This window comes from Marinilabiliales bacterium (assembly GCA_007695015.1).
Lineage (GTDB): Bacteria > Bacteroidota > Bacteroidia > Bacteroidales > PUMT01 > PXAP01.
Map to the genome: position 1 here is coordinate 1 of REEN01000018.1, position 6,660 is coordinate 6,660.

Genomic DNA, 6,660 nt, shown 5'->3' on the forward strand with positions numbered 1-6,660 from the left:
GCAATGTGAAATAATGTCATTGTATATAACCCCGGCATCATACTTGTAATCCTTCTCTTTCAGCTTCTTGATATGTTCCTTTTTAAGCTTGTTGCGTAACTTGTTGATCTTGTATTCCATCTCAATGGCACTGTCAACCCTGACATTGTGATAGTCTTCATCCAGGTTCTCAATCATGATATCCAGGGCTTTTTCAATATGATCGAACATTTTGTTGACATTGTCTCGCAGTGCCTGCGGGAATACTATTTTCTTCTGCTTTTTCCGGTATATGGCTCTGGCAACGTTCTGGCATGAATCGCCGATGCTCTCAATGTTATCTATCAGTTTGAGCATGGTCTGAAGCCGTTGCGAGCCCTGGGGACTGAGATGGCCGCCCGATACCTTGGTAAGGTATGTGGCTATCTCAACTTCCATACGGTCACTTATTTCCTCGTATTTTTCAACCTTTCCAAAATAATGCTCCACATCATTCTCCTTCTTTGAATTGAACAACGACCTGGTATACCCCGTCATTTTTTTTGTCCTGACCGCATATACGGATATCTCTTTCTTGGCCTGAAAAAGTGAAAGCTCTGCCGTTGAAAGTATACCTGTGTTAATATACTTAAGCCTGAACTCCTCTTCATCCTCTTCCCTGAGAGGGACAAGGCGGGTTACAAACTTCGCTATCAGGGGAGCAAAACCAAATAGGAACAAGGTGTTCATAACATTGAACACCGTATGGAAAATTGAGAGAGCCACCGGGATGCCCAGGGCAGATTCAAAAGGCGATACCATTCCGGCACTGACAAGAAAATAATCAATGCGGCCGATAAAGAACCTGAATACAAGCAGTACCCAGATAACCCCGATAAGGTTAAAGATCAGGTGGGCCCGTGCCGTGCGCTTGGCCGACACGTTGGCCACCATGGCAGCTATGTTTGCCGTTATGGTAGTGCCTATATTCTCACCAAGCACCATTGCCGCAGCCATATCGAATGATATCCAGCCGTTGTTGCACATTACAAGTGTCAGGGCCATTGTTGCACTCGAGCTCTGTATAATAAAGGTGAGGAGTGTTCCGATGGAGAGGAACAGGAGCACTGACCACAATCCCATTTCGGTATAAGAGGAGAGGAAACTGAGTATCTCGGGGTGCTGTTCAATACTGGGAAGCGACTCTTTCAGGAAATCAAGGCCAAGAAATACCATTGCAAAGCCGATGACCAGTTCTGCGATTGATTTCCTCTTTTTATTTTTTGAAAAGAGGAAAGGAAAACTAAGTCCGATAAGCGGCAGGCTGATAAAACTGATACTGAACTTAAACCCCAGCAGCGATATAAGCCAGGCGGTAACGGTTGTGCCGATATTAGCCCCCATTACTATACCGATGGCCTGGATAAGATTGATCAGTCCCGCGTTGACAAAGCTGACCAGCATAACTGTCGTGGCAGTGGACGACTGAACGAGGGCAGTGATCATGAAGCCCGTGAATATACCCTTTACCCGGCTGGATGTCATGGCTGCCAGTATACCCCGCAGTTTGTCGCCGGCTACCTTCTGCAAAGCCTCGCTCATGGATTTCATCCCGAAAAGGAAGAACCCGAGTGACCCGAGCAGGGCAAGAAAATCAATAAGGGTATATTGCATTGCCATTTAATTGCAGCCCAAAAATAAGAGATTATTATCTAATATAAAAAAAAAGAATCCCCATATATTTTTATTACCTTAGATGCCGGGCGCTGGTCAAAGCCTGTAAATTCTTCCGTTTTTGCAGGAATTGATATTATTTTAAAACTAGCGGTAATGGAAATAACAGAAGAACTCAGAAAAACAATTGATCGCGAAATAGAGAAGATGAACTTCCCGGGCCGGCAACCGGCTGAGCTTTACGAGCCTGTACATTACATCATGTCAAACGGGGGAAAGCGGATAAGACCGGTCATATCTCTGATGGCAGGCAGGATGTTCGGCAAAGATATAACCCCCTGCGTTGGTCCGGCCCTTGCACTGGAGCTGTTCCATAATTTCACACTGATGCACGATGATATTATGGACAGGGCCGATACCAGAAGGGGCAGGCCAACCGTCCACAAAAAGTGGGATACAAACACGGCGATACTTTCAGGCGATGCCCTGGTGGTGCTCTCTTTTGAACTTATATCTGCAACCGGGGCGGATAAACTGCCAAAACTGCTTCGCATATTCAATAAAACAGCGCTTGAGGTATGCGAGGGACAGCAGATGGATATCAACTTTGAAAAATTGAAGAATGTATCTGAGGTTGATTACATGGAGATGATCAAACTGAAAACATCGGTGCTGATAGCTGCAGCAATGGAGATAGGCGCCATTACCGCCGGTGCGTCGGATAACCAGGGTGCCCTGATGTACGAAGCGGGACTGAGCCTGGGACTTGCCTTTCAGCTACAGGATGACCTGCTCGACCTGTACGGCAGCTTCGAAGATTTCGGCAAGAAACCGGGCGGCGATATCATAATGAACAAAAAGACAATTTTGCTGATCCGGGCACTGGAGAGGGCAGGTGAATCAAAAAAGGGCCAAATAATCAACCTGATGGAGATCGAGAGCGACCCCGACAAGAAGGTGCAGTATGCCAGGGAGTTATTTGACAGCCTGGGAGTGGAGGGGGATGTACGGGAAACTATTGAAGAATATTTCAGCAACGCTGTTGAAATGCTTCATAAAGCAGGAGGAGACAAAACAAAAACAGAAGAGTTTATCGGATTAATGAATGTGGTGGCAGACAGGAAGTCCTGATTTTTTCATAATCGGACCTGCCGGTTGTGAATATTTTCAAAAAAAGCTTTAAGTTCGTTATTTTAAAATCAACTGCTTTTTACCCAATAAATATTTATTATCATGCCTGATAACACAGGGGAAATAATACAGGTGATCGGTCCGGTGGTAGATATCAGTTTCGGATCAAAAGAATCAAAACTTCCCAACATCCACGATGCTCTTCAGATTGACAGGGATAACGATCAGCACCTGATCGTTGAGTGTCAGCAGCATATAGGAGAAAACACCATAAGGGCGATTGCAATGGATTCGACCGACGGACTTAGACGGGGAATGAAGGTGAAAAACCTTGGCCGGCCTATAACCATGCCGGTTGGAGAACAGATAAGGGGGAGGTTGCTCAATGTCGTAGGCTCGGCAATTGACGGCATGAAGGAGGTTGATCAGAAAGGCGGTTTTCCGGTGCACAGTAAACCCCCAGCCTTTGCCGACCTTTCTACCGAAACAGAAGTGCTCTTCACAGGCATTAAGGTTATTGACCTGCTTGAGCCTTATTCCAAGGGAGGGAAGATCGGCCTTTTTGGCGGTGCCGGGGTTGGAAAAACGGTTATCATCATGGAGCTGATAAACAACATTGCAAAAAAATATTCAGGGCTGTCGGTATTTGCCGGTGTAGGAGAACGCACCCGTGAAGGTAATGACCTGTTGAGGGAGATGATTGAATCGGGTGTTATAAGGTACGGCGATGAATTCATCAAAAGCATGGAAGAAGGGGGTTGGGACCTGAGCAAGGTTGATATGAAGGAATTATCCAAATCACAGGCCACACTGGTTTTCGGACAGATGAACGAACCGCCCGGTGCAAGGTCGACTGTTGCCCTTTCCGGATTGTCTGTGGCCGAGTCTTTTCGTGATGGCGACGGTACCGGCGGGGGAAGGGATATACTGTTTTTCGTTGACAATATATTCAGGTTTACCCAGGCCGGTTCGGAGGTTTCAGCCCTTTTGGGACGCATGCCCTCAGCGGTGGGATACCAGCCGACACTGGCTTCTGAAATGGGCATGTTGCAGGAAAGGATCACCTCTACCAAGAGAGGTTCAATCACCTCTGTGCAGGCTATTTATGTTCCTGCAGACGACCTTACCGACCCCGCTCCCGCAACCACATTCGCCCACCTGGATGCAACCACAGTGCTCAGCAGGAAAATCTCTGAACTTGGCATTTACCCTGCAGTTGATCCGCTCGATTCCACCTCCCGTATACTTACACCCGAGATCGTGGGTGAAGAGCACTACAAAACTGCCCAGAGGGTTAAGGAGTTGCTGCAGCGATACAAGGAACTGCAGGATATTATCGCCATACTCGGAATGGATGAATTGTCGGAAGAGGACAAACTGGTGGTACACCGGGCACGACGGATCCAGCGCTTCCTTTCACAACCGTTCCATGTAGCCGAACAGTTTACCGGTCTTCCGGGCGTTCTGGTTTCCATTGAAGATATCATTAAAGGCTTCAACATGATCATGGAAGGGAGGGTGGATGAATACCCGGAAGCTGCCTTTAACATGGTCGGTACCATAGAAGATGCCATTGAAAAGGGTAACCGCCTTCTGGCCGAGGCAAAATAATAAACCACCTCATGTATCTTGAGATCCTGACACCAGACAAAACAGCATTTTCAGGCAGAGTCAAATCCGTTACCGTGCCTGGCTCCAAAGGACCGTTTACAATACTGATAAACCATGCACCCATTATCTCAACTCTTGAAACAGGAGAGATCAATCTTCAGACCGAACAGGGCGACAATATCTTCTTCATGGTAAACGGAGGCATGATCGAAGTTAACAATAACAAGATCATGGTGCTTTCTGAAAAAGTCTCAATTGCTGAATTGTGAGGTATACAAGTATTGTGTTTATTATTCTTTTCATTATTTGCGGCAGGGAGTCTTTTGCCCAGCAAAAGATTGTGCTGGATGCTGCCGACGGACTCGCCGTAGTGGCCGACAGCTACTTTGTGAACGATACCCTGCCCTGGATACTGATGTTCCACCAGTCGGGGTCAAGCAGGGGTGAGTTCAGGGAGGTAGCTCCAAAATTCAATTTGCTGGGGTATAACGGACTGGCAGTTGATCTGAGGCACGGGCGGGAGGTTAATTTCGTTGCGAATGAAACGGCAAGGGCCGCGAGGGACGGCAATTTCAGCAACAGTGTACATGATGCTGTGAAAGACATGGTTGCAGCAGTCTCCTGGGCTGAGGCGAAAAATGATAACCCGGTAATTCTCCTTGGCAGTTCCTTCTCGGCCTCACTGGCACTGATGGTTGCAAAGGAGAGAAACCGGACAGGTGCAGTCCTTGCATTCAGTCCGGGAGAGTTTCTGGGCCCACCCGGAGTGGTACAGGAAGCCATAGCCGGTCTGCAAAAACCCGTATTCATTGCAGCAACCCGAACGGAACTCCCTTATGTGACCGAGCTGGCTTCAGGTATTGGCGATGAATTCAAGACTTTCTTCTCTCCGGCGGAAGGTGCGGGAGTTCATGGTGCCCGGGCCCTCTGGGAAGCGGAACCCTCAAGTAATGAATACTGGCTTGCTGTTCTGCTTTTTATTGACAGAATCAAAAACCGCGGCAATATCATAAAAAACGGCACATATGTCCAGTGATATTCATAAGCCGGACATGCATATTGACAACCCGTTGCAGCTGCCGGTGAAGTTCCTGGTTGTGCGGCTCAGTTCAACTGGCGACATTGTTTTGGCCTCAACGGTCATTAGGTGCCTTAAGCAACAGGTTGACGGAGCAGAAGTGCACTTTCTCACAAAGGAGCGGTTCTTTCCGGTCGTTAAAGCAAACCCCTATATTGACAGGATCCATATTTACGAAGGGACATTCAAAACATCCAGCAAACTCCGGAATGAAGGTTTCCATTATGTGATCGACCTGCAGAACAACCTGAGAACAGCCTTGTTCAAATCGCGGATCGGCGCCATAACCTTCTCGTTCAATAAGCTCAATACCAGGAAATGGCTGATGGTAAATTTCAAGAGGAACATGATGCCTGACATGCATGTGGTGGACAGGTACCTGGATACTCTCAGGCTGTTCGATGTGGTAAATGACGGGAAAGGCCTCGATCACTTCATCCCGCCTGAGGAAGAGGTCGCGATAACCGACCTGCCCCAGCCGTTTCACAACGGCTACGTACTCTTTGCAATAGGCTCCCTCCATAATACCAGGAAGCTGCCGGCAGAGAAAATATGCGAGGTCTGCAGGGAACTGAATCTCCCGGTAATACTGGCAGGTGACAGGAATGATGCTGCAACAGGCGAAACGGTGGCCGCCGGGTGCGGTAAGCTGGTGCTCAATGCATGCGGCAGATACACCATCAACCAGTCAGCCTCGCTGGTAAGGCAGGCCGACGTGGTTATAGCACATGACAGTGGCCTGATGCATATAGCAGCAGCCCATAAAAAGAAGATCGTCTCTGTTTGGGGAAACACTGTACCTGCATTCGGCATGTACCCCTACATGCCTAACCGTGAATCGGCCATTTTTGAGGTGGGGGGACTGAGCTGCAGGCCCTGCTCAAAACGGGGGTTCAGCAAATGCCCCAAAAAACATTTCCGGTGCATGAATGACCACGATACAGGAGAGATTGCCCGCTACGTGAGAAAACTTTACACCAGGGGATAAAGGCCCCCTGCCGCGCGGAATGAAACCCGCATCAGACTTCGTCAGACAAAATAACATGAATAAAGCATGGGGGTTCCATGGGAATTGAAAATCTAAATATCCTAACCACTAATTTGTAACACATTGTGGAACAATTTGCTAACTATACTTTATACACATGAAACCCTGCCCGGGGCAATGTCAACACAGCAATCCTCCTGCGGCAGATGTAAATCTTAAC

6 protein-coding genes are annotated in these 6,660 nt (G+C 47.9%); 5 read left to right on the forward strand and 1 reads right to left on the reverse strand.

Features of this window, described 5'->3' with window-relative positions; all coding sequences use genetic code 11:
* Positions 1-1,632 (reverse strand): Na/Pi cotransporter family protein (locus tag EA408_00490; GenBank protein TVR75322.1); only part of this gene is annotated, 1,632 nt, incomplete at its 3' end.
* Positions 1,633-1,788: 156 nt separating this feature from the next.
* Here EA408_00490 and EA408_00495 point away from each other — a divergent pair.
* From EA408_00495 to EA408_00515, 5 genes are all read left to right on the forward strand, one after another.
* Positions 1,789-2,763 (forward strand): polyprenyl synthetase family protein, encoded by a 975-nt coding sequence (locus EA408_00495; protein TVR75318.1) that lies wholly within the window; start codon positions 1,789-1,791, stop codon positions 2,761-2,763.
* Positions 2,764-2,865: 102 nt separating this feature from the next.
* Positions 2,866-4,374 (forward strand): F0F1 ATP synthase subunit beta, encoded by a 1,509-nt coding sequence (locus tag EA408_00500; protein TVR75319.1) that lies wholly within the window; start codon positions 2,866-2,868, stop codon positions 4,372-4,374.
* An 11-nt stretch (positions 4,375-4,385) separates the two neighbouring features.
* Positions 4,386-4,643, forward strand: coding sequence for an ATP synthase F1 subunit epsilon (gene atpC, locus EA408_00505; protein TVR75320.1), 258 nt, complete (start codon positions 4,386-4,388; stop codon positions 4,641-4,643).
* The gene (locus EA408_00510) at positions 4,640-5,410 is read left to right on the forward strand and encodes a hypothetical protein (GenBank protein TVR75321.1); all 771 of its coding nucleotides are present in this window, start codon (positions 4,640-4,642) and stop codon (positions 5,408-5,410) included. Before atpC ends, EA408_00510 begins: the two co-directional genes overlap by 4 nt.
* A gap of 40 nt (positions 5,411-5,450) precedes the next feature.
* Positions 5,451-6,440: a lipopolysaccharide heptosyltransferase family protein gene (locus EA408_00515; GenBank protein ID TVR75323.1), complete on the forward strand. Its 990-nt coding sequence runs from the start codon at positions 5,451-5,453 to the stop codon at positions 6,438-6,440.
* Positions 6,441-6,660: the final 220 nt, after the last annotated feature.

Coding starts and splice junctions, on each gene's coding strand:
- EA408_00495 (TVR75318.1), top strand. CDS start 1,789: ATGGAAATAACAGAAGAACTCAGAAAAACAATTGATCGCGAAATAGAG.
- EA408_00500 (TVR75319.1), top strand. CDS start 2,866: ATGCCTGATAACACAGGGGAAATAATACAGGTGATCGGTCCGGTGGTA.
- atpC (TVR75320.1), top strand. CDS start 4,386: ATGTATCTTGAGATCCTGACACCAGACAAAACAGCATTTTCAGGCAGA.